Annotated in this window: 25 protein-coding genes and 3 pseudogenes; 13 read left to right on the top strand and 15 right to left on the bottom strand. The window is 62.9% G+C overall.

Annotation, left to right across the window (positions count from 1 at the left end; genetic code table 11):
• Positions 1-46: 46 nt before the first annotated feature.
• From X760_RS49675 to X760_RS49665, 3 genes are all read right to left on the bottom strand, one after another.
• On the bottom strand, positions 47-445 hold the full coding sequence (locus X760_RS49675) for a RidA family protein (protein WP_023718205.1): 399 nt from the start codon (positions 443-445) through the stop codon (positions 47-49).
• A 223-nt stretch (positions 446-668) separates the two neighbouring features.
• The gene (gene bchE / locus X760_RS49670; protein ID WP_023718204.1) at positions 669-2,216 is read right to left on the bottom strand and encodes a magnesium-protoporphyrin IX monomethyl ester anaerobic oxidative cyclase; all 1,548 of its coding nucleotides are present in this window, start codon (positions 2,214-2,216) and stop codon (positions 669-671) included.
• Between the two features lie 102 nt (positions 2,217-2,318).
• Positions 2,319-2,795 (bottom strand): Lrp/AsnC family transcriptional regulator, encoded by a 477-nt coding sequence (locus X760_RS49665; RefSeq protein ID WP_023718203.1) that lies wholly within the window; start codon positions 2,793-2,795, stop codon positions 2,319-2,321.
• Positions 2,796-2,935: 140 nt separating this feature from the next.
• On the opposite strand from X760_RS49665, the gene phhA reads away from it, so the two are divergent.
• Positions 2,936-3,769: a phenylalanine 4-monooxygenase gene (phhA, locus tag X760_RS49660; protein WP_023718202.1), complete on the top strand. Its 834-nt coding sequence runs from the start codon at positions 2,936-2,938 to the stop codon at positions 3,767-3,769.
• On the opposite strand, the gene X760_RS49655 is transcribed toward phhA, so the two are convergent.
• Positions 3,764-4,264, bottom strand: a complete 501-nt coding sequence (locus tag X760_RS49655) for a MarR family transcriptional regulator (protein ID WP_023718201.1) — start codon at positions 4,262-4,264, stop codon at positions 3,764-3,766. The genes phhA and X760_RS49655 overlap by 6 nt on opposite strands.
• A gap of 93 nt (positions 4,265-4,357) precedes the next feature.
• Here X760_RS49655 and X760_RS77155 point away from each other — a divergent pair, with 93 nt between their 5' ends.
• Positions 4,358-4,525, top strand: coding sequence for a hypothetical protein (locus X760_RS77155; RefSeq protein ID WP_023718200.1), 168 nt, complete (start codon positions 4,358-4,360; stop codon positions 4,523-4,525).
• A 69-nt stretch (positions 4,526-4,594) separates the two neighbouring features.
• Here X760_RS77155 and X760_RS49650 read toward each other — a convergent pair whose 3' ends face one another.
• A complete protein-coding gene (locus X760_RS49650) occupies positions 4,595-5,356 on the bottom strand; it encodes a GGDEF domain-containing protein (protein ID WP_023718199.1) in 762 nt (253 codons plus the stop codon).
• Between the two features lie 161 nt (positions 5,357-5,517).
• Here X760_RS49650 and X760_RS49645 point away from each other — a divergent pair, with 161 nt between their 5' ends.
• On the top strand, positions 5,518-6,225 hold the full coding sequence (locus X760_RS49645; RefSeq protein ID WP_023677476.1) for a pyrimidine 5'-nucleotidase: 708 nt from the start codon (positions 5,518-5,520) through the stop codon (positions 6,223-6,225).
• A gap of 34 nt (positions 6,226-6,259) precedes the next feature.
• Here X760_RS49645 and X760_RS49640 read toward each other — a convergent pair whose 3' ends face one another.
• The gene (locus tag X760_RS49640) at positions 6,260-7,099 is read right to left on the bottom strand and encodes an LOG family protein (RefSeq protein WP_023718198.1); all 840 of its coding nucleotides are present in this window, start codon (positions 7,097-7,099) and stop codon (positions 6,260-6,262) included.
• A gap of 145 nt (positions 7,100-7,244) precedes the next feature.
• On the opposite strand from X760_RS49640, the gene dapD reads away from it, so the two are divergent.
• The 4 genes and pseudogenes from dapD to X760_RS0137475 all read left to right on the top strand — a co-directional run bounded on the left by dapD (position 7,245) and on the right by X760_RS0137475 (position 10,679).
• Positions 7,245-8,099: a 2,3,4,5-tetrahydropyridine-2,6-dicarboxylate N-succinyltransferase gene (gene dapD / locus X760_RS49635; RefSeq protein ID WP_023718197.1), complete on the top strand. Its 855-nt coding sequence runs from the start codon at positions 7,245-7,247 to the stop codon at positions 8,097-8,099.
• Positions 8,100-8,123: 24 nt separating this feature from the next.
• Positions 8,124-8,495, top strand: a complete 372-nt coding sequence (locus X760_RS49630) for a DUF805 domain-containing protein (RefSeq protein ID WP_031193743.1) — start codon at positions 8,124-8,126, stop codon at positions 8,493-8,495.
• Positions 8,496-8,516: 21 nt separating this feature from the next.
• Positions 8,517-9,345: pseudogene (locus tag X760_RS49625) on the top strand (hypothetical protein).
• A gap of 233 nt (positions 9,346-9,578) precedes the next feature.
• Positions 9,579-10,679: a GGDEF domain-containing protein gene (locus X760_RS0137475; protein ID WP_023718195.1), complete on the top strand. Its 1,101-nt coding sequence runs from the start codon at positions 9,579-9,581 to the stop codon at positions 10,677-10,679.
• Here the strand turns inward: X760_RS0137475 and X760_RS49620 are convergent.
• Positions 10,669-11,699, bottom strand: a pseudogene (locus tag X760_RS49620) (2-dehydropantoate 2-reductase). The gene X760_RS0137475 and the pseudogene X760_RS49620 sit on opposite strands and share 11 nt — an antisense overlap.
• Before the next feature lie 129 nt (positions 11,700-11,828).
• Between X760_RS49620 and dapE the strand changes: the two are divergent.
• Both dapE and X760_RS49610 read left to right on the top strand, forming a co-directional pair.
• Complete coding sequence (dapE, locus tag X760_RS49615; protein ID WP_023718194.1) at positions 11,829-13,028, top strand: succinyl-diaminopimelate desuccinylase; 1,200 nt, start codon at positions 11,829-11,831, stop codon at positions 13,026-13,028.
• A gap of 2 nt (positions 13,029-13,030) precedes the next feature.
• Positions 13,031-13,639: a hypothetical protein gene (locus tag X760_RS49610; RefSeq protein ID WP_023718193.1), complete on the top strand. Its 609-nt coding sequence runs from the start codon at positions 13,031-13,033 to the stop codon at positions 13,637-13,639.
• Here X760_RS49610 and truA read toward each other — a convergent pair.
• The 4 genes from truA to def are packed head-to-tail and all read right to left on the bottom strand — an operon-like array spanning position 13,621 to position 16,377.
• Positions 13,621-14,376 (bottom strand): tRNA pseudouridine(38-40) synthase TruA, encoded by a 756-nt coding sequence (truA, locus tag X760_RS49605; RefSeq protein WP_023718192.1) that lies wholly within the window; start codon positions 14,374-14,376, stop codon positions 13,621-13,623. The two genes, X760_RS49610 and truA, sit on opposite strands and share 19 nt — an antisense overlap.
• A gap of 18 nt (positions 14,377-14,394) precedes the next feature.
• The gene (locus tag X760_RS49600; protein ID WP_023718191.1) at positions 14,395-14,904 is read right to left on the bottom strand and encodes an N-acetyltransferase; all 510 of its coding nucleotides are present in this window, start codon (positions 14,902-14,904) and stop codon (positions 14,395-14,397) included.
• Positions 14,901-15,830, bottom strand: coding sequence for a methionyl-tRNA formyltransferase (gene fmt, locus X760_RS49595; RefSeq protein WP_031193741.1), 930 nt, complete (start codon positions 15,828-15,830; stop codon positions 14,901-14,903). The genes X760_RS49600 and fmt overlap by 4 nt, the downstream gene beginning before the upstream one ends.
• Positions 15,831-15,846: 16 nt before the next feature.
• A complete protein-coding gene (gene def / locus X760_RS49590) occupies positions 15,847-16,377 on the bottom strand; it encodes a peptide deformylase (protein ID WP_023718189.1) in 531 nt (176 codons plus the stop codon).
• 103 nt (positions 16,378-16,480) lie between these two features.
• Here def and X760_RS49585 point away from each other — a divergent pair, with 103 nt between their 5' ends.
• Positions 16,481-17,743 (top strand): DNA recombination protein RmuC, encoded by a 1,263-nt coding sequence (locus X760_RS49585; RefSeq protein ID WP_023718188.1) that lies wholly within the window; start codon positions 16,481-16,483, stop codon positions 17,741-17,743.
• A gap of 43 nt (positions 17,744-17,786) precedes the next feature.
• Here the strand turns inward: X760_RS49585 and X760_RS49580 are convergent, their stop codons facing one another.
• The 3 genes from X760_RS49580 to X760_RS49570 all read right to left on the bottom strand — a co-directional run bounded on the left by X760_RS49580 (position 17,787) and on the right by X760_RS49570 (position 20,137).
• Positions 17,787-18,191 carry a GFA family protein gene (locus tag X760_RS49580; protein WP_023718187.1) on the bottom strand — a complete coding sequence of 135 codons (405 nt, stop codon included), beginning with the start codon at positions 18,189-18,191 and terminating at the stop codon, positions 17,787-17,789.
• A 67-nt stretch (positions 18,192-18,258) separates the two neighbouring features.
• Entirely contained in the window at positions 18,259-19,221 is a 963-nt protein-coding gene (locus tag X760_RS49575) for a cation diffusion facilitator family transporter (RefSeq protein WP_023718186.1), read from the bottom strand.
• 106 nt (positions 19,222-19,327) lie between these two features.
• Positions 19,328-20,137, bottom strand: coding sequence for a transglutaminase family protein (locus tag X760_RS49570; RefSeq protein WP_023718185.1), 810 nt, complete (start codon positions 20,135-20,137; stop codon positions 19,328-19,330).
• A 215-nt stretch (positions 20,138-20,352) separates the two neighbouring features.
• On the opposite strand from X760_RS49570, the gene X760_RS78810 reads away from it, so the two are divergent.
• Both X760_RS78810 and sugE read left to right on the top strand, forming a co-directional pair.
• Entirely contained in the window at positions 20,353-20,478 is a 126-nt protein-coding gene (locus tag X760_RS78810; RefSeq protein ID WP_013528464.1) for a hypothetical protein, read from the top strand.
• Between the two features lie 153 nt (positions 20,479-20,631).
• The gene (sugE, locus tag X760_RS49565; protein WP_023718184.1) at positions 20,632-20,946 is read left to right on the top strand and encodes a quaternary ammonium compound efflux SMR transporter SugE; all 315 of its coding nucleotides are present in this window, start codon (positions 20,632-20,634) and stop codon (positions 20,944-20,946) included.
• Between the two features lie 83 nt (positions 20,947-21,029).
• On the opposite strand, the gene X760_RS49560 is transcribed toward sugE, so the two are convergent.
• Positions 21,030-21,458 carry a DUF6481 family protein gene (locus X760_RS49560; RefSeq protein WP_023718183.1) on the bottom strand — a complete coding sequence of 143 codons (429 nt, stop codon included), beginning with the start codon at positions 21,456-21,458 and terminating at the stop codon, positions 21,030-21,032.
• A 231-nt stretch (positions 21,459-21,689) separates the two neighbouring features.
• Here X760_RS49560 and X760_RS49555 point away from each other — a divergent pair.
• Positions 21,690-22,741 (top strand): annotated as a pseudogene (locus tag X760_RS49555) (LLM class flavin-dependent oxidoreductase).
• The last annotated feature ends 12 nt before the right edge of the window (positions 22,742-22,753 follow it).

Genomic DNA, 22,753 nt, shown 5'->3' with positions numbered 1-22,753 from the left:
ACGATCGACTAGGTAGTCTCCGCCTTCGTCGCTCGCCGCCAATCGATCATCCGGGCTGAGGAAGGCGCGCGATGACCTTTATCTCAAAATCGAAGCCCGCCAGCCAATTCACCCCCACCGCGGTCCAGTTCGGGTAGGGCGGTTCACCGATCGCCCTAAGTCGAACGGCGTCAATCGCCTCCCACTGCTTGGCCGGGTCGGTGTGGAACGTGGTCACGTCAACGATGTCGTCGAACGTGCAACCGGCGGCCTTCAGCACCGCCGCGAGATTGTCGAAGGCAAGCTGGACCTGCTTTTCGAAGGCTGGCTCCGGCGACCCGTCCTCGCGGCTGCCGACTTGGCCCGAGACGAACAGAAAGCCGCCTGAGCGGATCGCCGCCGAATAGCGATTGATTTCGTAGAGGGCCTGCCGACCGGCAGGGAAGATCGCATCGCGTTTGGTCATTGTTTCACTCCATTCAAACAAGGCAGGCCGGTCCCGACCATCGCGATGTGGCTTCTCCGAGAAGGTGAGAGCCGCTCGCAAGACTTCGGGGTTTTGGATCGCTGCGTTCCATTTTTTCCGGGACGGTCGCTGATATCCGTCCCGTATCCCGAAGTGGGTACATACATTCCGTATGTCAATATACATACGTTGCGTATGCTTGTTAAAAGATTGCCCGAGCCGGTCAGGCGCGCGGCGAAATCGTGGTCGCAGGCGGTGTCAGCCTGCGCGCCGGGTGCGCGACCACCATCGATTCCTCTTCCTGGTCTTGCGGCGCGCCCCAGAATTCGGCGAGCGTCGGGCCATTCTTCAGGCGGCGGTCGCGGACCAGAAAGCCCCAGACTTCACGAAACCAGACGCGGCGGCCCATTTTGGTGTACCAGCGCATCGAATGCCGTTGCTCCGGATCCTTGTGGAACAGGATGCGCGCCAAGGCCTTGGGCCGCGACTGCACGGCCAGTTCGATCAGCTTGACGGCGAAGAACAACATCCACGGCTTGAGGCGGGTCATCTGCAGCACCTGGTGCTTGTAGTCCCACAGGCGGGCGTCCAGCTGGATCACCTTGCGGTCCCTGGCAATCCTGAAGAACGGCGTCCAGCGGTGCGGCGTCACATAGAGCGCCTGGATCTGGTCGGGGTCATAAGCGATCAGCTGGCGGAAGCCGCGCCAGAGGTCGCGGAAACTTTCGTCCTCGAAACCGGCCACCCAGGTCGCCATCGACAAGATGCCATTGAGGCGCAGCAGCCGTATCGCCTCGCGGTCGGATGAGGTGCTGCCGCCCTTGCGGATCAACTGGAGCGTCTGCTCGTCGGTATTTTCCATGCCAAGCAGCCAGCGGATGACGCCGGCCTTGCGATAGAGATGCAGGCTGCCGGCGTCGCGGACGATGTCGTCGGCGCGGGTGGAGCCGACGATCAGCACCGGCACATTCTCGGCGATCATCGCATCGAGAAAGGCGCGCCAGGCTTTTTTGGACGAGGTCGGGTTCTCGTCGGCAAGGTTGATCAGCTCGACGCGGTGCTCGCGGTATAGCCAGGCAATCTCCCGCGCGAACTTCACGGGGTCGCGGTGCCGCCAGCGCGTCCAGAACCCCCGCTGGCCGCAATAGTTGCACAGATGCGGACAGCCTCGCGAGAACTGCATGACCACCGCACGCTTGCCTCCCCAATAGCTATAGCGAGTGATATCGATCAGTTCCCAGCCGATGCGGTAGTCGTCGAGATTGGCGATCGTCCTTGCCGGCTTGGTAGCAAAAGGCCGGCGCAAATCGTCGCGAAAGGCGATGCCCGCCACATCCGACAGCGGCTTGCGTTTTTCAAGCGCTTCGACCAGCGCGACGATGGTCGCCTCCCCCTCGCCACGAACGATGAAGTCGAAGGCCTCCGTTTCGGCCAGTATGTCGCGCCAGTGATAGGTCGGAAACACGCCGCCATAAATCAGGATTGTCGCCGGGTCGATGTGTTTGACCATGCCGGCGATCATTAGGGCTGTCGGATGCGCAGAGGTCGAGCCGGAATGGCCGATCAGAATACAGTCGGGATGATCGCTCAAGGCGTCCCGGACCAGCGTGGCAAGCGGCATCGGCCCGAATTCGGCGTCCACAAGTCGCACTTGATGTCCCGCGTCGATCAGCGGACCGCCCAGTGCCAGCAAACCGAGCGGCGGCAGATGGTCGTCCGGCACACGGCTGCCGATGGCCGTATGTGGCGGGTTGATCAGGACGATTTTCATGGCGGACCTTATGCAATGGCGGTCCGCATGTCGTAGTCGGCGATCTAGCGCTGGAGATTGGCTCGCTTCAGCAGTTTGTGTGCAGCTTTTCCGCAGAAACGCCTACCGTCTGAGATGTGCAAGCGGGACATGGCCCGGCCCCTTGATGTTCTGCAGCACAAGCTGGGTGTGGACGTCGCGCACGCCTTCGAGCCGCATCAGCCGGTGCATGACGAAGGCATTGAGCTCGTCGACCGACGGCACCATCACATGCAACAGGAAATCATGATCGCCGGTCATGGTCCAGCATGAGGACACCTCGTCCATCCGCTGGACGGCGGCGATGAAGCTTTCGGGCGAGCCGTCGCTGTGGCTGGTCAGGCGCACCTGGATGAACACCTCGACCATCAGCCCGACGGCGCGACGGCTGAGCACCGCGGCGAAGCCCTTGATGATGCCCGCCTGCTGAAGCGCCTCGAAGCGCCGCGCGCAAGGTGTCGTCGACAGGCCGATCTCCTGCGCCAGTTCGGATACCGGCTTGCGCCCGTCGCGCTGCAGGCTGTCGAGCATCTTGATCTCGAATTCGTCAAACTGAGGCATTTTCACTCTCCCAAAGCTCGATCGTGGAGTCTTTTACCTCCAACCCCGCATTTGAGCCACCATCAAAGCTGATTTGCCTCACGCCATCCGGCTAGAATTTCCGACGATCCGCTGATCATGATTTCCAGGGAGAGCAAGCCATGACGATGAACGTTGCCGACTACGCCCGCGAATGCGCGGCGCGAGGCCTTCGCGGCGATTATTCGGTCTGCCGTGCCGATTTCACCGTGGCGCAGGGCTACAATTATAGCGACGAAGAACAGGCGGTGTGGCGCACGCTGTGCGACCGCCAGACGAAGCTGACCAGGAAGCTCGCCCACCATTCCTATCTCGATGGCGTTGCGGCGCTCGGCCTTCTCGACAAGATCCCGGATTTCGGTGAGGTCAGCGAGAAGCTGCGCAAGCTCACCGGCTGGGAGATCGTCGCGGTGCCGGGGCTCATTCCGGCCCAGCCGTTCTTCGACCACCTCGCCAACCGCCGCTTCCCGGTCACCAACTGGCTGCGAACCCAAAAGGAGCTCGACTACATCGTCGAGCCCGACATGTTCCACGATTTCTTCGGTCACGTGCCGATCCTGACGCAGCCGGTCTTTGCGGACTTCATGCAGATGTATGGCAAGAGGGCCGACAGCGTGATTGCGCTCGGCGGCGACGAGATGATCACCAGGCTTTACTGGTACACCGTCGAATACGGGCTGATACGCGAGCCGGGCCAGCCGCTGAAGGCGTTCGGCGCCGGGCTGATGTCATCCTTCACCGAGCTTCAGTTCGCGGTCGAAGGCGGCGACGCGCACGATGTCCCCTTCGACCTGGAAACCGTAATGCGCACCGGCTACGAGATCGACAAGTTCCAGCGTGCCTATTTTGTGCTGCCGTCTTTCGACGTGCTGCGTGATGCTTTCGAGACCGCCGATCTTGCGGCGATCGTGGCGCGCCGCAAAGGCGAGCCGGCGCTCGACCCGGCGAGCCTATAGGCTGTCGGCTGTTTCCAGGGCCTCGGCTTTCAGCCGGGCAAGCTGGTCGCGCTGAAGGTCGAGCGATGCGGTGACGAAGCGAAGGATCGTGGCCAGCTCGGTGTCGCTAAATGTGGCGATCACCCTTTCTCCCTCCTGCGCGATCGCACCATAATAGCGCGCCGATAGTTCTCGCGTGAGTTCCGTCGCCTCTACGACCACCTTGCGCCTGTCCTCGAGGCTGCGCGTTCGTGTCAGCAGGCCGCGCGCCTCCAGCCGGTCGATCAGCGCGGTGACTGCGGCCGGCGTCAACCCTGTTGCGGCCGCGACCTCGCCAGCCGATTGCGGGCCGCCATAGAGCAGCGCCAGGCAATGGCGTTCCGCCGTACTCAGCTCAAGCCTATCGCCTACTGCCTCGTCATAAGCCTGCGTCGCGTCCTGCCAGCCCATAATGGCGAGGCTGATGGCCGTCTTCATGTCGGCCCGATTCATGCTTGACGAATTTACTTCGATCATCTAACTATCAATTTGCCTAACATTACGGCTATTATAGTAATATGCTGCGTCGGGCGCAAGGCACGGCCTGTCGCAGCACGCAAGGAGTGGACAATGAACCAGAACCAGACGCGCGGCCCACTCACACCGGCCGAAGAATTCAAATACGCCAAGCTGGCGATGGAATGGTATGGCTGGGGTTCTCCCATTGGCCTTGGTATTGCACTGGTCGCGCTGGCGGCCGCTGCCCTGCTGTTCCGCATCGCCATCTTCGGATTTTGACAGCACTGGCCGCGGCGCGGTTGAATTCTGATAGGTAGAATTTTTCCAGCACAAGGCTTAGGGCTGAGCTCACGCCGCTTCGGAAATGTCACGATCGATGATCGACAGGTTGCGGCCGCGATGCTTGGCCTCGTAGAGCCGCTGGTCGGCGGCGCGCATCAGCTCCGACACTGCGGCGTCCTCGCCGCAGGTGGTCCCGCCGATACTGACCGTCAGCGGAACGGTTCGTTCGTCGACGGGCCGGAAACGGATACGCTCTACTTCACGGCGGATGCGCTCGGCGACGCGCCTGGCTTCGTGTTCGGTGGCGCCGATCAGAAAGGCGCAGAATTCCTCACCGCCGATGCGGCCAAGGACATCGCCGCTGCGCACGCCACGCTCTATCGCACTTGCGATCAGGAGCAGCGCCTCGTCGCCGATCAGATGGCCGTAGCTGTCGTTGATGGTCTTGAAATGGTCGGCATCGACGATCAGCAATGCCCCGCGATCGGATTTACGCCGAGAGCCGTCGAGGGCGGCAAAGAAACTTTCGCGGTTGAGCATGCCGGTCATGTCGTCGCGGCTCGCCTTTTCCGCCAAGCGCCTGTGGGCGGCCGCGAGCTGGGCATGGGCGCGGGCGAGTTCGCGATGCGCGGTCTTCAACCTTTCGCCCTGCCAGACCGTATAGGCGCCGGCGCCCCAGGCAAGAGCCAGCGGGCATACGGTAGACGTCAACCAGATGGTGCGATTGATCGGAAAACCCATTGCCGGCACGACGATCAGCGTCAGCAAAAGTGAGACGGCGACGGAGGCGAAAGCGATGGCGGCAGACTTTAGAAATATGCGATTCATCGCTTGCTCCCACTGGTCCGTCTTGGTGCCAGCAAGCGCTGAATGTCACCTTTCGGCGATGCTTAAGATTTTAATCACGGCACCATTTTCACCACCCAGGGCGCGCATAGGTTGTGGATAAACCTCCTGTTAGAAAGATCGTTTCGTGCCATAAGGACGGTATGACCACGCTTCCCGACCCCGCCCGCTTTGCCCATGTCACCGACTGGGTGTTCGATCTCGACAACACGCTCTATCCGCACCATTCCAATCTGTTCTCGCAGATCGATGTGAAGATGACCGCCTATGTCGGAGAATTGCTGACGCTGCCGCGCGAGGAAGCACGCAAGCTGCAGAAGGAGCTCTACCGGGAATACGGCACGACACTGAACGGGTTGATGACGCGCCACGGCATCGACCCCGACGACTTTCTCGAGAAGGTCCACGACATCGATTATTCCTGGCTGGTGCCAGATCCCGTCCTCGGCACCGCCATACGCCAGCTTCCCGGCCGCAAATTCATCTTCACCAATGGCGATCGCCGGCATGCCGAACGCACCGCGCGGCAGCTGGGCATTCTCGAGCATTTCGACGACATTTTCGATATCGTCGCAGCCGGGCTGAACCCCAAGCCGGCGCGACAATCCTACGAGAAATTTGCCGAACTCCACGCCGTCACCGGGCAAAATGCGGTGATGTTCGAAGACCTCGCCCGCAACCTGTCGGTGCCGAAATCGCTAGGCATGACCACGGTGCTGGTGGTGCCGCGCAATTTCGAGCCGACCTTCTCGGAAATCTGGGAACGCGACCCGGCCAACGAGGACGACGTGGACTTCGTCACCGACGATCTCGCCGGCTTTCTCACGGCGATCGTCGAAGTCCCCGCTTGAGGCAGCCGGCGCGCTTCAAGTCCTTGCTTGCATGTCAAAGTTTATAGAAGCGGCTGACGATCCCCCAGGCCTCATCGGCGGTGTCGACGAAATCGATGATATCCTGGTCGCCGGGCGTGATCGTGCCTTGCTCGGCGAGGAAGTCGAGGTCGATAGCCCTTGCCCAGAAAGCCTTGCCGAACAGGATGACCGGCACGCGTTCCATGCGGCCGGTCTGGATCAAGGTCAGCGTCTCGAAGAACTCGTCCATCGTGCCGAAGCCGCCGGGAAACACCGCAACGGCCTTGGCACGCATGACGAAATGCATCTTGCGGACCGCAAAATAGTGGAAGTTGAAGCAGAGTTCCGGCGTCACGTAGGCGTTTGGCGCCTGCTCGTGCGGCAGCACGATGTTGAGACCGATCGACGGCGCGCCAACATCGTCGGCGCCGCGATTGCCGGCCTCCATGACGCCAGGCCCGCCGCCGGTCACCACGACGAATTCGCGATAGTACGAAGTGGCCGACTGCTGCGAGCAGAGGCGGGCGAATTTGCGCGCCTCCTCATAGTATTTGCTGTTTTGCTCGAGATTCTTCTTCTGCGTCTCGTTCTTGGCCGCCCAGGCTTCACCGCCGGGCTCGGGGATGCGCGCGCCGCCGAACAGGATGACGGTCGATTGGATGCCGCGCTCGGCCAGGATCATCTCCGGTTTCAGCAGTTCGAGCTGCAGCCTGACCGCGCGCAACTCGCGCCGCGTCATGAAATCGGGGTCGTTCCAGGCCAGCCGATATGTCTCCGCGCGCGTTTGCGGCGTGTCCGGCACGCTTTTCGACCGCTCCAGATCCTCGTCCGAATGCGGTAGCGGCGTCCACCCCGCCTTTTCCATGGGAGTCATATTTGCTTTACCCGTCCAATCATTCACTTGCGCCGTCCCGTGACGCTGCCGCGATTGACCCTCCCCAAGCCTTCACATAGGGTCCGCGCGACTTTCAAACAGGTTAAGGCGCCGGCCCTTAACAGCTTGGTAATGGAGCGAATTCATGTCGAAGCCCGATCTCGCGAGTCTCGAGAAGATCATCGAGAACGCCTTCGAGGAACGCGACACCATTTCGACCGCAACCCGCGGCCAGACGCGCGAGGCCATCCAATCGGCGCTCGACCTGCTCGACCGGGGCGTCGCCCGCGTCGCCGAGCGGCAGGCCGACGGCAAATGGCACGTCAACCAGTGGCTGAAGAAAGCGGTGCTGCTGTCCTTCCGGCTCAACCCGATGGAGATCATCAAGGGTGGTCCCGGTCAGGCGGTATGGTGGGATAAGGTGCCTTCGAAGTTCGACGGCTGGAGCGCCGTCGATTTCGAGAAGGCCGGCTTCCGCGCCGTGCCGTCGTCGATCGTGCGCCGCTCTGCCTATGTCGCGCCGGGCGCCGTGCTGATGCCGTCCTTCGTCAATGTCGGCGCCTATGTCGATAGCGGCACCATGGTCGACACCTGGGCGTCGGTCGGCTCCTGTGCCCAGATCGGCAAGAATGTGCATCTGTCGGGCGGCGTCGGTATCGGCGGCGTGCTGGAGCCGATGCAGGCCGGCCCAACCATCATCGAGGACAATTGCTTCATCGGCGCCCGTTCCGAAGTGGTCGAGGGCTGCATTGTTCGCGAGGGCTCAGTGCTCGGCATGGGTGTCTTCATCGGCCAATCGACCAAGATCGTCGACCGCGCCACCGGCGAGATCTTCTACGGCGAAGTGCCGGCCAATTCCGTCGTCGTCGCCGGCTCACTGCCGGGCAAGCCTTTTCCAAACAACGAGCCCGGCCCCAGCCTCTACTGCGCCGTCATCGTCAAGCGGGTCGACGCAAGAACCCGTTCCAAGACCTCGATCAACGAATTGCTGCGCGATTGATCTCCCGAGAACGGATGCACCGGGTTGACTGACAAACCTCAATTCCTATGGCTTTTCTTCAGCCTTTCTGGGCGGGTGAATCCGAGCGCTTATGTTTTGGCTGGCCTCTTGCCGGTCATCGTTCAACTCTTTCTGCTCTACCAGTTCGCGCGAACGCCGTTAGGCACTGCCGCGAGCCAGTATTGGGCGCTCGCCTTATGGATCGCTGTGTTCGTCTCGACATGGTCGACCTTTGCGCTAACGGCGAAGCGGTTCCATGATTTCGGCAAGCCTGCCTATTACGCATTGATCTCTCTCATTATCGGCTTCGTCCTGCTTTTTATCCTGGCTTTTTTCAAAAGTGACCCAGGCCCCAACCGCTACGGCAAGCGCACCAACGCACCGGCCGAACCCTGAGCGCCAATCGGACATTTCGTCATGCGCTACCGCTCGCTTGATTCGAAACTGATCCTCGAAACCGCCGAACGGCTGGAAGAGCGCGTCGCCGAGCGCTTTGGTGCGGCAATCGCGGATNGAGCGCGTCGCCGAGCGCTTTCCCGATGCAGGCCTGCGCGGCGTCGCCGCCGAGCTCGTGTCGCTGTCGCGCGATCTGGCAAAGGCAGCCAAGGCGCTGGAGGCGCCGATCTGGTGGCTGCGCGGCCTCATCATCGCCGCTTTCGTCGTCGGAGCGCTGATGTTCCTGTTCGTCGGCACAATCCTGCCGCTCGGCCGCATCTCGGGAAACCACGATGCCTTCCAGTCGGTGCAAGGCATCGAAGCCTCCCTCAACATGATCATCCTCGCCGTGCTGGGCTTCCTGGCCCTGATCCGCTCCGAGGAGCGGATCAAGCGCAAGCGGGTGTTCCGCCAACTCCACGGGCTGCGGTCGCTCATCCACGTCATCGACATGCACCAGCTGACCAAGGATCCGGCAGCACTTTCAGCCAGTTTCAAGCCGACTGCACATTCGCCAGCCCGCATCACCAACGCCGCCGACCTTGCCCGCTATCTCGACTATTGCTCCGAAATGTTGTCGATCACCGGCAAGATCGCCGCGCTGTTTGCCCAGTCGGTCAATGACGCCGTGGTCATCGATGGGGTCAATGACATCGAGAACCTGGCGTCGAACCTGTCGCGAAAGATCTGGCAGAAGATCACGCTGATCGAAACCCCTCATGGGCAGCCGGCACATGCGAAGAAAACCGATCCCGAGCCGGGTCCGCCGCGTCGGCCTGCAGTCCGCAGACGACCGGGGCCGGCAAGCTAAGACCCGCGAGCCGGCGGCAGATCCGCTAGAGCGGCAGAGGGGGGAGTTCCGAAACCCCGGTTTTGCGCCGGACGCTCTAAGCGAATGTTAATCACCCTGGCCCAGCATGCCGGCGAAAACTGTGTCGACCGGCACGGAGCGCTCGACTGGCAAGCGACCTATCCCTGACCACCAAGGAGCCGCGCAAAACGTGGAGCGCCGCCGCTCGCCTGTTTGCCTGGTTCTCTTCGCCGATGAGATTGGAACCGGAAGCCGTCCGCGCCCGGCTTCTCGACACCACTTTCGACCGCAAATTCGCAGTCTTGTTCGGCACCATCAGCGTTCTGGTGGTTGCGGTCAGCGCCGCACTTGCCACGAAGGATTGGTGGCCCTACGCCTGGATCGCAGCCGACCTGATGCTTTTCGTCGTCCGCGTTCTGCTGATGCGGGAATGCGAGCAGGCCCGCAGGCGCGGCTCGAAAGGGCCGCTGGCGGGCCTGATGGCAGCCAGCGGTGTATGGTCGGTCGTTTTCGGCCTCGGCTGCTATGGCTGTGTTGCCAGCGGGAATATGGCGCTTTCCGTACTTGCCGCCTTGAATGTCGCAGGTGTCGTTGGCGTGGTGTCGTCACGCAATGCGGCCACCCCGCGCTTCGCCATATTCGTCATGTTGGCCGTAAGCCTGCCTTACGTGGTCGGTGCATTGTTTTCCGCAGCGCCCGGAATGCCGATCGTCGGAATTCAAACGCCGTTCTATGTGGCCGGCGTCATCATCGTGCTGCTTCAGAACCACGCAATCAACGCCCGCATGATCCGCGCCGAGCTGGACAATCGCGACCTGGCGATCAAGGACGCGCTGACCGGCCTGCCAAACCGCATCTTCCTGCAGGAAAAATTGCGCGACATGTGCCGCGACCTTGCGGCGCCGGCCGCCAATGGCGGCAAGCCGTTTGCCGTGCTCAGCATGGACCTCGACGGCTTCAAACAGGTCAACGACCGTTTTGGTCATGCGGTCGGCGACGTGCTGCTGCGCAAGGTGGCCGAACGATTGAAGCGCGGCTTCCGGCCGGGGGACGTGGTCTTCCGTATCGGCGGCGACGAATTCGTCATCCTTTTGCCCGCAACCTCGGAGATCGAGGCCACCTATCTGGCAAAGCGGGCCATCGAAAAGGTCTCGGTGCCTTTCGACCTCGGGGTCGGTTCCGCCATCCATGTCGGCTTGAGCGTCGGCAGCGCCTTTGCACCCGCCGACGGCGGCGATCCGGAAATCCTGCTCACCTGTTCCGACCATGCACTCTACGAAGCCAAGCGCACCGGCAAGGGCCGTTATTGGGCGCCTGTGCGGGCTACGATCTGACGGTCGCAGCGACAGCTTCCGGCGGCAAGCAAGGCGATCCGCGCCTCTCCTGCTCGGCCGCGCGCACCAGTGCAGTGACATGCTTCAGCAAAGGCGCCGGCGTGCCGGCCTTTTCGGCCAAACGCAGGACCGCGCCTTGCAGTTCGCCGATCTCCGTCGACCGGCGGCGCCGCAGGTCATCCCACATCGACGAACGCGCGGCCGGATCGATGGCAAGCATCCGCCGCGCCAAGAACTTGAACAGCCCGTCGGGCAGGCGAAGCACTTCGGCAGCAGTGCGGGACGCAGGCCGGCGATGCGAGCGGGTTCGATGCCTGTCGCCGTCATTGCCGCCAATGCTTCGTCGATCTGACCGGCCAGGATCAGCCGCCAGCGGCGATCGGCAAGCTCTGCCGCCAGCGGCAGACCGGAAAGCGCCACCAGCGCGTTGTTGAGGTTGAGCAGCAGCTTGTCCCATAACACCGCGTCGATGTCACCATGCGTCGCGACGGCAAACCCCTCGACATCAAGCAGTTCGTCAAGGCCCGCCGAGCCCTGTTCGATCATCACTTTGCCGCCGCTGGCGCGGTGCAGGCGAAGCGGCAATTCGCCCTCCGGCGATTGGACCACGTTGAACGGCACCATGCCCGCGAGCACCGGCTGGGCGGTGAGATGGGCTCGCAATTTATCGGCATTGTCGACGCCGTTCTGCAGGCTGAGTATCACCACGTCCGGTCGGGCATGGGCGGCAATCAGCCCGGCCATGTCTTGCGTCGCGCCGCTCTTGACCGTTACCAAAATGACATCGGCATCGGAGAATGCTACCGCCGGATCGGCGGTGACCGACAATGCGTCCGGTTTGACAGAACGGTCGCGGCCGTCAGGGTCGGTGATGCGCAATCCAGCTTCTTGCAGGGCCTTCTCGACGCGCGGTCGCGCCAGCAGAAACACCTTTCGCCCGGCAAGTATCAGGCAGCCGCCGGCGTAGCAGCCGATACTGCCGGCACCGGCGATTACGATCGTCTTGCCACGCGTGACCATGCGATGGCCCTGTTCTGGTCGAGAGACCTTGCCGCAATTATACGACATGAAAACCATAATGTCGGCGGCATGGCTGGCCCTCACGTCTGGCCGTGACAGACCTTGCGCTTTCGACTATCGCTTTTGCCCATGATGCTGCCTACCGATCCGGTTAGAAATCTCGCTGCACTCATCCGCTGTGCTTCCGTGACGCCCGCCGAAGGCGGTGCGCTGCGCGCGCTGGAGGCGATGTTGAAGCCGCTCGGCTTTGCGGTCGAGCGACCGGTGTTTTCCGAAGCCGGCACACCGGACATCGAGAACCTTTACGCGCGGCGTTCCGGCAATGGCCCGCATCTGATGTTTGCCGGCCATACCGACGTGGTGCCGGTGGGCGACGAGGCAGCCTGGACGCACCCGCCCTTTGGCGCCGAGATCGCCAATGGCGAGATGTTCGGCCGCGGCGCCGTCGACATGAAGGGCGGCATTGCTTGTTTCGTCGCGGCGGTGGCGCGACATGTCGAGCAGAAGGGCGGCCCGAAGGGGTCGGTCTCGCTGCTGATAACCGGCGATGAGGAAGGCCCGGCGATCAACGGCACGACGAAGCTGCTCGAATGGGCGGCCGCCAAAGGCGAGAAATGGGATGCCTCGATCGTCGGCGAGCCTACCAATCCCGACGCGCTTGGCGATATGATCAAGATCGGCCGGCGCGGCTCGCTATCGGGCACGGTCGTCGTCAACGGCCGCCAGGGCCACGCCGCCTATCCGCAGCTAGCCGACAATCCGGTGCGCGGCCTGGTGACGCTGGTCGACGCCTTGCTGCACCCCGTCTTCGACAACGGAACAAGGGATTTCCAGCCGACGAATCTTGAGGTGACCTCCATCGATGTCGGCAATCCCGCCACCAACGTCATCCCGGCGAAGGCAGCAGCTACCTTCAATATCCGCTTCAACGACACATGGACCGCCGAGACGATCCAGGCCGAGATCCACAACCGCCTCGACCGGGCGGCGAAACGCAAGAAATACCGCGCCGGCAAGAAGACGCCGGTCGACTACGAGATCGTCTGGCGCGACGGGCCGTGCCATGTTTTCCTGACACGCGACGACAGGCTGATCGAGACGCTTGGCGGTTCGGTCAAAGCGGTGACCGGCAGGAAGCCGGCGCTCTCCACCTCCGGCGGCACCTCCGATGCCCGCTTTATCAAGGATTATTGTCCGGTGGTCGAATTCGGCCTGGTCGGCAAGACCATGCACATGGTCGACGAACGTGTGGCGATTGCCGATCTCGAGACGCTGACGCAGATTTATCTGCGCTTCGTTGAAGACTGGTTTGCGCAGGACATATCCTAGTGATGCTTTCAGCGGATGAAACCTATGCTTCGCTTGCCGGCGCCTGGCGGCTGATGCTCGGCAAGGCCGACGGATTTCGCCTGCTCGACCTTTCGGCGGACGGTTTCTGGAACTCCTTTTTTGCCATCGTCGTCGCGGCGCCGGCATTGATCGTCGGCTGGGTCGGCATTGCCAACGAGATCGGCGATCCCGACGCATTCGTCGGCCGTTTCAGCATGTTGATCCGGCTGGCCACCGTCGATATCGGCGCCTGGGTGCTGCCGCTCATCGGCCTGGCCCTGGTCGCGCCGCGGGTCGGCGTCGGCAGCCGTTTCGTCCATTATGTCGTCGCCAGCAACTGGGCCTCGGCGATCATCGCCTGGATGATGCTGCCATCGGCGTTGATCCGGCTTTTCCTGACATCGGCCAACGAAGTCTCCGGGCTGGTGTCGCTGCTGCTGTTCGCGCTGTCAATGGTATTGACCTGGCGGATGACCAACGTTGCCATCGGCAGGGGTGCGGCTGTCGGCAGCGCTGTTTTTGCCGGCATGTTCGTGGCGTCGCTGATCGTCCTGTTCGGCCTGCAGGCGCTGCTCGGTATCAGCGTGCCGGATCAGCCAGGCGTCGGATAATCGACGCCGACTAGAAACAGCCCGTCGGGCGGCGCCACCTGACCGCAGGCCGCACGGTCGCGCGCCTCGAGCGCGGCCTTGAGGTCGGCAATGGCCCAGCCGCCTTCGCCGACACGTTTGAGCGAGCCGACCATCGAGCGCACCTGGTTGTGCAGGAATGACCGCGCCGAAGCGCGGACTTCGATGAAATCGCCCGCCCGGCTGACATCCAGCCGGTCGAGCGTGCGGACCGGGCTGGTGGCTTGGCACTGGGTCGAGCGGAAGGTGGTGAAATCATGCCGGCCAAGCAGCACTTTTGCCGCTTCGTGCATGGCGGCGGCATCGAGCTGCTTCGGTACCCACCAGATCTTACCCTTGTCGAGCGCTGCTGGCGCGCGGCGGTTGACGATACGGTAGAGATAGTGGCGGCCGATCGCCGAGAAACGCGCATCGAAGCCATCCGGCACGACGGCGGCCTTCAGGATGGCGATGTGCGCCTTGGCCGCTTGCAGATGCGCGTTGACGGCGTCGCGCACCTTGTCGCCGGGCCATGCCTTGACCAGATCGACATGCGCCACCTGAGCGGTCGCATGGACACCGGCATCGGTGCGGCCGGCGGCGCGCAGAGAGACCTGCTCGCCGCAGAACTTCTCGATCGCCTGCTCGATCGCCTGCTGCACCGAAGGCTGATTGGCCTGGCGTTGCCAGCCGGCAAAGAGACTGCCGTCATATTCGATGTCGAGGCGAAAACGCGGCATTCCCGGATCGAGGCGAAATCAGGCGGCGAGGGCTGAGCCGAAGGCCGAGGCGTAGACCAGCCTGCCGGTCTCCGGCGCCTCGTCCCAGGCAAGCGCCTGCAAAGCCTCGCCTTGGTAGTCGCTCTCGAATTTCGCTGCACGGGCGCGGCTGTAGCCGAAGCGGCCATAGTAGGCCGGATCGCCGAGCACCACAGCGAGCGTCTCGCCGGCGGCTTTCAGGCGGATATGAGCCTCGCGGACCAGGGCACCGCCGATGCCGGTGCCGTGGAACGACGGCTCGACTGCCAGCGGCGCCAGCGCGACTGCCGGGAAGCTCTTGCCGCCATTCTGCACGAAGAGCCGTGAAAACAGGATATGGCCGACCACTTGCCCGTCTTCGTCCGCCACCAGTTCGACGACGGCATCACCGCCGGTGACCAGCGCGTCGACCAGTCCGGCCTCCGCCTGCTGGCCGAATGCGTGTTCTTCGACAAGGCGGATCGCCTCGCGGTCCCGCGGCGTCGCCGCGCGTATGGACATCATGCTCATGACAATTTCATCCCTTTTTCGAGCTTGGCCCCGCGCAGAAACTCCTGCGCGGCAATGGGCCTTCCGCCCGCACGTTGAACTTCGACCAGCCTGATCGCGCCTGACCCGCAGGCAACCGTCAGCCGGTCATCGAGAATTCCTCCCGGTTCGCCGGCGCCTTGCGAGAGCGTCGAGCGAAGCAGTTTCAGCCGTTCCATGCGGCCGCCGATTTCGGCCTCGCACCATGCACCGGGAAAGGGCGACAGGCCGCGAATCTGGTTGTGCACGTCGCCGGCAGGTCGCAGCCAGTCTATGCGAGTCTCCGATTTATCGATTTTCTTGGCGTAGGTCACCCCCACCTCCGCCTGTGTGGTAAATGTCAGCGTATTCCGCTCGAGCCGTTCGAGCGCTTGCACCATCAGCGCAGCACCCAGGATCATCAGCCGGTCGTGCAGATCGCCGGCCGTCATGTCCGGTCCAATGGCGCATTTTTCAACCATTGCCACAGGCCCGGTGTCGAGGCCTTCCTCCATCCGCATCACCATCATGCCCGTCTCGGTATCGCCGGCCATGATGGCGCGCTGGATAGGGGCAGCGCCGCGCCAGCGCGGCAATAGCGATGCGTGGCCATTGAGGCAACCGAGCCGCGGCGCCTCGAGAATAGGTTTGGGCAGAAGCAGCCCGTAGGCGACGACCACGGCGACATCGGCGCGCAAGGTGCGGAACGCCTGCTGCTCCGCCTCGCTCTTCAGCGACACCGGCGACCGCACCTCGATGCCAAGCCGCTCCGCCTCATGCTGCACCGGCGACGGCGTCAGCTCGAGCCCGCGCCGGCCTGCGGCGCGCGGCGGCTGCGTGTAGACGGCTGCCAATTCATGCCCTGCCCCGGCGATCGCTCGCAGCGTCTGCACGGAGAATTCGGGCGTACCCATGAAGATGACACGCAGGGGCATTCGTCGACCCCTATCCCACCATCTTGCCCGGCGCCTTGTCCCTGGCGAGCTTCTTGAATTTCTTGACCACCATGTCGCGCTTCAGCTTGGAGATGTGGTCGATGAACAGCACGCCGTTTAGGTGGTCGATCTCATGCTGCAGGCAGGTCGCCATCAGCCCCTCGGCCTCGATCTCCTGCAGCTTGCCGTCGCGATCGAGATACTTCACCCGCACCGCTGCCGGACGCTCGACCTCGGCATAGTAATCCGGGATCGACAGGCAGCCTTCCTCGTAGACCGAACGCTGGTCGGAGCTGTCGAGGATTTCGGGATTGATGAAGACGTGCGGTGCCGGCGTCTCGTCCTCCTTGGCGAGGTCGATCACCAGCAAGCGCAAGGGTTCGCCGACCTGGATCGCCGCGAGGCCGATGCCGGGCGCGTCATACATGGTGTCCAGCATGTCGCCGGCCAGTTTACGCAAATCACCGTCGACACGCTCGACCGGTTTTGAAACCTGACGCAGGACGGGATCGGGGAGGATGATAAGCGGCTTGATCGACATGGCGTCTCACCTAAGACCTCGCAGGAAAAGCGTCAACCGGGACGCCTTCTGGTCGTTCACGTTTTGATCTGTGCCGCCAGACCGAATCATCTATGCTGTCGGCATGAACGATCTGGCCACCATCCTGTCCGAACCTGTCGCCCGCCTCGGCGCCACCACGATCACGCTCGGCCATGCCCTGGGTTTCGGCGCAATGCTGTTCCTCGGCCTGTTCGTGGCGCTCGTCATTGCGCTCTGGCGATCGGCCAAGGCGCGTGCAATGGCGGCCGCCGAAGCCGCCGACCACGCCCGCGACGCCGAGGTGCGGATGGCCGGCATCTTGGCAAGCCAGGCGGAAATGCAGGGCCGTATGGGCGCTATCGCCGAAGTGTTCGGGGCGCGTCAGGCCGAACTGACCCAGTCGATCGGCCAGCGCCTCGACGCCATGACCGGCCGCCTCGGCCAGACCATGACCGAGCAGACGAGATCGACGCATGAGAGCCTCGCCAAGCTGCAGGAGCGGCTGGCGGTCATCGATATCGCGCAAGGCAACATCCAGTCGCTGGCCGGCCAGGTCGTGCAATTGCAGGCGATCCTTTCCAACAAGCAGACGCGCGGCGCCTTCGGCCAGTCGCGTATGGAAGCCATCGTCGCCGACGGATTGCCCCACGGCGCCTATGAATTCCAGGCGACCTTGTCGAATGGCAGCCGGCCCGACTGCCTGGTGAAGATGCCGAACGGCGCACCGTCGCTTGCCATCGATGCAAAGTTTCCACTCGAGGCCTGGAATGCCATCCGTGCCGCCGAAGGCGCCGACCTGCAGAAGTCCGCCGCTCAGGCTTTCCGCCGCGACATCGAGGTGCATGTCCGGGATATTTCCGAAAAATACCTGATCCAGGGCGAGACGCAGGACACTGCCTTCATGTTCGTGCCCTCGGAATCGGTGTTCGCCGAAATCCACGAGAATTTCGAGGCCGTTGTCCAAAAGGCGCATCGATCGCGGATCGTCATCGTCTCGCCATCGCTTTTGATGCTGTCGATCCAGGTCATCCAGGCGATCCTCAAGGATGCCCGTATGCGCGAGCAGGCGCACCTGATCCAGGGCGAGGTCATCCGGCTGATGGAAGACGTCTCTCGGCTCGACGAGCGGGTGCGCAAATTGCAGACGCATTTCGGTCAATCGGCCAAGGATATCGAGGACATCCTCGTCTCGACATCGAAGGTGACCAGGCGCGGACAAAAGATCGAGGCGCTGGAGTTTGGCGTGCAGCCGGCGGAGGACACCGCTGGGTCGAATGGCAGCGGAGCAAAAGCGGAAAGCAGCGCGCGTGTTGCCGATTCGAAAACCGGGCAGCTGAGGCTAAGGGTCGTCGAAGGCGACGATTGAGAGCTACGCCGGAACCGGAGCCGAGGCTTCGCCCGGTCTGGCGCTACTGCTCCTCGATGATGGTTGTGCCTTCGAATTCCGGCAGCCAATGCAGCGCCGAGCGATGCCAGATCTGCTTTCTCGGCACCAGTTGATCGCGCTGCCATGCCGTGCCGACCCTGATGCCGTAAACCTTCGGTCCCGCGCCCGCCGACGTGGCGTAGAGATGCGAGCCGCACTCACCGCAAAATGCCTGAGCGCGCTTGGCACCACTCGAACCGGTCTTGATGTAGATTTTCGGCGCGCCCTTGGTGATCGTGTAATTGTCCTCGGACGCCGGCACGGTGACGCGAAAGGCCGTTCCGGTTAGCTTCTGACAATCGACGCAGTGACAAATGGTGGTCTTTTCCGGATCGACCTCGGCCTCGTAAGTAATGGCGCCGCAATGACACCCGCCGTCGATTTTCATCTTCGTTCCTCCTGGAGCTTTTGCGCGCAATCATAACCGGGACTGCCCGATGGCGCAGCCATTTTCCTCAGGCCGGCTCCCCTCCGGACGCCGCCAAGGCCTTGCTCCGCCGTTCCCAGGTGCCGGTGGTCTGCGGCTTGACGAACAGGCGCGTGACCTCCGGCATCTCCGCCTTCAGCCGTGTCTCGAGGCGTTCGACGCAGGTCTCTATCTCGGGCGCCGACAAGTGGTCCTCGAACTCGATGCTCAGAGCGGCGACGATCTCCTGAGGCCCCATATGGAGCGTCAGTACGCCATTTGCCCGCTGCACCGCCGGGTCCTGCTGGACAATGGCCAGCACTTTCATTTGCACCTCGGGCGAGGCCGGCTCGCCGAGCAGCAGGCTCTTGCTTTCGCGGGCCAGGAAGATCGCGGTCGCGCCCAGGATCAGCGCGATGCCGATCGACGCGGCGCCGTCGAGCTTCGGCATGTCCAGCAGTTCCGCCGCCAATATGCCGGCGAAGGCGACAACGAGGCCGAGAAGTGCCGCGCTGTCCTCGAAGAGTACGGTGTAGACACTCGGGTCCTTGCTGAGCTGCACCGCCTCGAGCCAGCCGTGGCTGCCTTTTTGGTGGCGGAACTCGTTCAGCGCCACCAGCCAGGAGGTGCCTTCGAACAGGAAGGAAAGGCCAAGTACAGCGTAGTTCACCTTTGCGTTGGCAATCGGCTCCGGCGCCATGATGTGCGTCACGCCTTCGTAGAACGATATGCCGGCGCCCAGTGCAAAGACGAGGAGCGCGACGATGAAGCTCCAGAAATACAGCTCGCGACCATGGCCTAGCGGATGCGTCCGATCGGCCGGCCGGGCGGCGCGGTGCATGCCGTAAAGCAGCAGGCTGCCATTGCCGGTATCGACGAGCGAGTGGACGCCTTCCGAGAGCATTGCCGAGCTGCCCGTGAACAAGGCAGCGGCGAATTTGGTCAGGGCGATCGCAAGATTGCCGGCGAGCGCCGCATGGATCACTTTTTTCGACCCGCCATGCGCCGCCATGGTGTGCTGCCTTGGTTGATGCACCGAGATTAGCGGAGCACGCCCACGCTCCACAGCTCGAACAACGCCCGAAGTGTCGAGTTGTTCAAAAGGGCAGCGCGAGAGGCTATTCGATGACCTCCTCCGTCCAGACCTTGAAGCCAGCCAGCGCGCCCGGTCCAAAAATGTGGGTGAGTGGGACATCGGCGGCATCGCGTCCGGAGGCAATCAGGATGCGGCCGATGCGCGGCGCGTTGTTGCGCGGGTCGAACGCGTGCCAGCGGCCCCCGAGATAGACCTCCATCCAGGCGGCGAAATCCATGTCCGACCACGGCTTTGGCAGGCCGATATCGCTGATATAACCGGTGCAGTAGCGGGTCGGGATGTTCAGGGCGCGGCAGAAGGCGACTGCGAGGTGGGCAAAGTCGCGGCACACACCACTCTGCTCGCGATAGGCTTCGGCTGCGGTGCGTGTCGGCCGTGCATTGAAATAGTTGAAGACGATATGGTTATGGACGAAGTCGCAGACCGCCTGGACGCGCGGGATGCCGAGCGGGGTATTGCCGAACAGCCGCCAGGCTTCGTTCGCCAGCACGTCGCTCTCGCAATAGCGGCTGGGCAGCAGGAACAGCAGCGTCTCCGACGGCAGATCGCGCACCTCATGCTGCCATGCCGTCAGCTCGCGCGTCTCGAAGGAGCCGGGGTCGCGGATGACCGCGTCCGTGCCGAACGCAAAGCGCCCGGCCGGCGCAACGAGACGGTTGCACCAATTGCCGAAACTGTCGCGATAGCTTTCGATCGGCACCGGCGGGTTCGACGTCAGGAAGTCCGGCCGCTCGAGATCGGATGCGCGCGAATAATGGACGTTGAGCATCGCGATCAGCGGTGTTTCCTGCGGGAAGTCGAAGCTCATCTGGCAACCGATGTGGATCCGCATTGTCGTCCTGACCGGACTGCGCGATCATCAGCCGGCGAAACGCAAGGGCTGATGCTGCAGTGCGAAGAGGACCATCGCACGGACCGCTGCGGTTTACGAGGGAATTAGAAACCGGTTGACAGCCATCGGCCAAGGCGACTGCACGGCAGCGGCCTCTTGCAGTCTAGCGTTTTCTCTTGTTTCACTTCGCCAGACATCAACCGGAGGAACGAATCATGGCTAAAGGTGCGATGAAGGCAGGCAAGGAAGCCCGCAAGCCGAAGAAGGACGCGAAGAAACCCGCTCCGGCGCCGGCCCTGAAGGCACCGCCGGTGAAGGCGATGAAGCTGAAGGACAAGTAGGGCCACAGCTACCGTTTTGGCTTATTTCGACCGGCCGCAAATGCGGCCGGTATTGTTGTTCATTAAGCGCACGAGCATCCCATATGGATGCGGCGAAGATAGTTTTTGCGCTTTCAAGAGATCGGCCGGGAGCCATCGAAACGGAGCGTTCCGATGTCGTGGATTTTCCTGTTCTTCGCCGGCCTGTTCGAGATCGGCTGGGCGATCGGCCTAAGATACACCGACGGATTCTCGAAGCCGCTGCCAACCGTCCTGACGGTAGCCTCGATGATTGTCAGCCTGACCTTGCTCGGCCTGGCGCTGAAGGCACTGCCGGTCGGCACAGCCTATGCGGTATGGACCGGCATCGGCACCGTCGGCACGGCGCTGTTGGGGATATGGCTGCTCGGGGAGCCGGCGACCGCGATCAGGCTGGCCTGCATCGCGCTCATCGTTTGCGGCATCATGGGACTGAAGCTCGCGGCTTAAGTCGGCCCGACAGACCAAACGCCTTCAGGGCCGCTGCAAGGCGGCCCTGATTCTTGAATTCGGCTGATCAGCGCCGGAAGGCGCTATCGGGCGGAGAAGCCGGGCGGCGTCCTGCCGGTGCGCTGCTTGCGCGCGGCATAGCGTGCGTCACGCTTGGCCTTGCGTTCGGCCTCGTCGGCAAGAAAACGGGCGATGCGCTCGTTCTCTTCAGCTTCCCGGATCTTCGCTTCGGCCTGTGCTGCCTCTTCGGCGGCAATGCGTGCCGCTTCGGCAGCTGCCTCGCGCTCGGCCTTTTCGGCCGCTTCGCGCGCCAGCTTTTCCTGCTTCAGCCTGGCCTTTTCGGCCTCGCGTATCGCGCGGGCCTCGAGGATTGCCTTGCGCTCGGCCTGTCGTGCCAGCACCGCTGGATCATCTGCCGCCGGCTTTGCCTTGAAGCGCTCCAGAAGCGCCTTCTTTGCCTCGTTTGCGGCATTGCGCCGCTCGAAAACGTCTTTTTCCCTGTAGATAGCCAAGTCCACTTCCCTGGAGTCAATTTGCGAGGCTTACATACGCGTGAAAACCGAGAGTTCAAGCGCCAAAACGGTATGCCAGCCATGAAATTCTGATCTGTTGCAACCGGGAGACGCCATTTCGATCGAATTCGGCTGAAAGCCACCCGCACTGTTCACCATCCAGGCCTCTGGCGGCGCAGCGGACTGATCGCTACCTGTAGCGCCAAGACAAAACGCTAGGATGACACCACTATGAAACTCGGTCTCTACACCTTCGCTGACGTCAGCCCGGAACCGGGTCCCGGTGCGATCGGTGCGCATGAGCGGCTGCGCAACCTGATCGAGGAGATCGAGCTCNGGTCGGGCTGGACGTCTTTGGTCTCGGCGAGCACCACCGTCCCGACTATGCTGCCTCCGCTCCGGTGGTGGCGCTGGCGGCGGCTGCCGAACGAACCAAGCGCATAAGGCTGACCAGCGCGGTCACCGTTTTGTCCTCCGACGATCCGGTGCGCGTCTTTCAGCAGTTTGCCACCCTCGATCTTCTGTCCGGCGGCCGGGCCGAGATCATGGCCGGGCGCGGCTCGTTCATCGAATCCTTTCCGCTGTTCGGCTATAATCTCGAAGACTATGACGAGCTCTTTGCCGAGAAGCTCGACCTGCTGCTCGCCATCCGTGATCATGTCAAGGTGACCTGGTCGGGCAGTCTGCGCGCGCCGATCAACGATCGCGGCGTCTATCCCCGGCCCTTTCAGGACAAATTGCCGATCTGGGTCGCGATCGGTGGTACGCCGCAATCGGCGGCGCGGGCTGGCGTACTCGGGTTGCCGCTGGCTCTGGCGATCATCGGCGGCGAACCGGCGCGGTTTGCACCACTGTTCGACATCTACAGGGATGCAGCCAGGCGGGCCGGCAGCGATCCGGCGAGCCTTGCCACCAGCCTCAACGTGCACGGCTTCATCGCCGACACCGCCGACCAGGCAGCCGACGATTTCTACAGGCCGCAGGCCGAAGTGATGAACCGCATCGGCCGCGAGCGCGGCTGGGGGCCGACGTCGCGGGCTCATTTCGACCAATCGCGCGGCCCGAACGGCGCCCTGTTCGTCGGCAATCCAGAACAGGTGGCGCACAAGATCATTGCCCAGCACAGGATATTCGGCAACGACCGCTTCCTGCTGCAAATGGCGATCGGCACCATGCCGCACGCCAAGGTCATGAAGGCTATCGAACTCTACGGCACCAAGGTGGCGCCGATCGTGCGCCGGGAAACTGCGAAGGCCGTCGCCGCGGCAGCGCCGGTTGCCTGATTCACCAGCAAA

The sequence above is a fragment of the Mesorhizobium sp. LSHC420B00 genome, assembly GCF_000503055.1.
GTDB lineage: Bacteria > Pseudomonadota > Alphaproteobacteria > Rhizobiales > Rhizobiaceae > Mesorhizobium.
The sequence above is the reverse complement of the archived record's forward strand: the minus strand, read 5'-3'. Positions and strand labels throughout refer to the sequence as shown.

Bases quoted from the DNA above. Each gene is read 5' to 3' on its own strand.
- X760_RS49610 (WP_023718193.1), top strand. From the start codon at position 13,031: ATGCTTTCAGCGGATGAAACCTATGCTTCGCTTGCCGGCGCCTGGCGG.
- X760_RS78810 (WP_013528464.1), top strand. From the start codon at position 20,353: ATGGCTAAAGGTGCGATGAAGGCAGGCAAGGAAGCCCGCAAGCCGAAG.
- sugE (WP_023718184.1), top strand. From the start codon at position 20,632: ATGTCGTGGATTTTCCTGTTCTTCGCCGGCCTGTTCGAGATCGGCTGG.
- X760_RS49640 (WP_023718198.1), bottom strand. From the start codon at position 7,099: ATGACTCCCATGGAAAAGGCGGGGTGGACGCCGCTACCGCATTCGGAC.
- X760_RS49665 (WP_023718203.1), bottom strand. From the start codon at position 2,795: ATGCCTCAGTTTGACGAATTCGAGATCAAGATGCTCGACAGCCTGCAG.
- X760_RS49645 (WP_023677476.1), top strand. From the start codon at position 5,518: ATGACCACGCTTCCCGACCCCGCCCGCTTTGCCCATGTCACCGACTGG.
- dapD (WP_023718197.1), top strand. From the start codon at position 7,245: ATGTCGAAGCCCGATCTCGCGAGTCTCGAGAAGATCATCGAGAACGCC.
- X760_RS49570 (WP_023718185.1), bottom strand. From the start codon at position 20,137: ATGCGGATCCACATCGGTTGCCAGATGAGCTTCGACTTCCCGCAGGAA.
- truA (WP_023718192.1), bottom strand. From the start codon at position 14,376: ATGCCGCGTTTTCGCCTCGACATCGAATATGACGGCAGTCTCTTTGCC.
- phhA (WP_023718202.1), top strand. From the start codon at position 2,936: ATGACGATGAACGTTGCCGACTACGCCCGCGAATGCGCGGCGCGAGGC.
- X760_RS49580 (WP_023718187.1), bottom strand. From the start codon at position 18,191: ATGAAAATCGACGGCGGGTGTCATTGCGGCGCCATTACTTACGAGGCC.
- X760_RS77155 (WP_023718200.1), top strand. From the start codon at position 4,358: ATGAACCAGAACCAGACGCGCGGCCCACTCACACCGGCCGAAGAATTC.
- def (WP_023718189.1), bottom strand. From the start codon at position 16,377: ATGTCGATCAAGCCGCTTATCATCCTCCCCGATCCCGTCCTGCGTCAG.
- X760_RS49585 (WP_023718188.1), top strand. From the start codon at position 16,481: ATGAACGATCTGGCCACCATCCTGTCCGAACCTGTCGCCCGCCTCGGC.
- X760_RS49675 (WP_023718205.1), bottom strand. From the start codon at position 445: ATGACCAAACGCGATGCGATCTTCCCTGCCGGTCGGCAGGCCCTCTAC.
- X760_RS49655 (WP_023718201.1), bottom strand. From the start codon at position 4,264: ATGATCGAAGTAAATTCGTCAAGCATGAATCGGGCCGACATGAAGACG.
- X760_RS49600 (WP_023718191.1), bottom strand. From the start codon at position 14,904: ATGAGCATGATGTCCATACGCGCGGCGACGCCGCGGGACCGCGAGGCG.
- dapE (WP_023718194.1), top strand. From the start codon at position 11,829: ATGATGCTGCCTACCGATCCGGTTAGAAATCTCGCTGCACTCATCCGC.
- X760_RS49575 (WP_023718186.1), bottom strand. From the start codon at position 19,221: ATGGCGGCGCATGGCGGGTCGAAAAAAGTGATCCATGCGGCGCTCGCC.
- bchE (WP_023718204.1), bottom strand. From the start codon at position 2,216: ATGAAAATCGTCCTGATCAACCCGCCACATACGGCCATCGGCAGCCGT.
- X760_RS0137475 (WP_023718195.1), top strand. From the start codon at position 9,579: ATGAGATTGGAACCGGAAGCCGTCCGCGCCCGGCTTCTCGACACCACT.
- X760_RS49650 (WP_023718199.1), bottom strand. From the start codon at position 5,356: ATGAATCGCATATTTCTAAAGTCTGCCGCCATCGCTTTCGCCTCCGTC.